Annotated in this window: 1 protein-coding gene; it reads left to right on the top strand. The window is 58.0% G+C overall.

Annotated features, from left to right (window positions below; all coding sequences use genetic code 11):
- Nucleotides 1-398, top strand: a 398-nt coding sequence (locus D7X12_RS42145) for a hypothetical protein (RefSeq protein ID WP_208719662.1), incomplete at its 5' end; no start/stop codon positions are given.
- Nucleotides 399-400: the final 2 nt, after the last annotated feature.

Genomic DNA, 400 nt, shown 5'->3' with positions numbered 1-400 from the left:
CTATGCATCAGGCGGGCCACAACTACCAGACGGCCATGCATGCAACGTGCATCGATATCGATCCACGGTGCGTACACATGACGTATGTGCAGCTGGCCTTGCTCCATATCCCTGCGGTTGTCATCCTTGGCAACTCATTGATGCTTGAGGAGCGCGAGGTTTGGTACACACCAGCGCACGTGCTTGGCGGGTGGAACCGGAAACTGGCTGCGCGTGAGCGTAGCCAGGAAACCTCCCCGCCCGTTGATTCCGAACGCAATTTCGTGCCCGCAGAAATGGGTACGGTCCTGTCGATTCTGGAGGCGATTGAACCGCCGCAAGCGCCGGCCATCATTGAAGCGGTGCCGCAACAGCACGCTGAAATTGCCCGGCAACGTGAGCAATTGTCGTTGTTCTAGGT

It is taken from the genome of Corallococcus sicarius (assembly GCF_003611735.1).
GTDB lineage: Bacteria > Myxococcota > Myxococcia > Myxococcales > Myxococcaceae > Corallococcus > Corallococcus sicarius.
The sequence above is the reverse complement of the archived record's forward strand: the minus strand, read 5'-3'. Positions and strand labels throughout refer to the sequence as shown.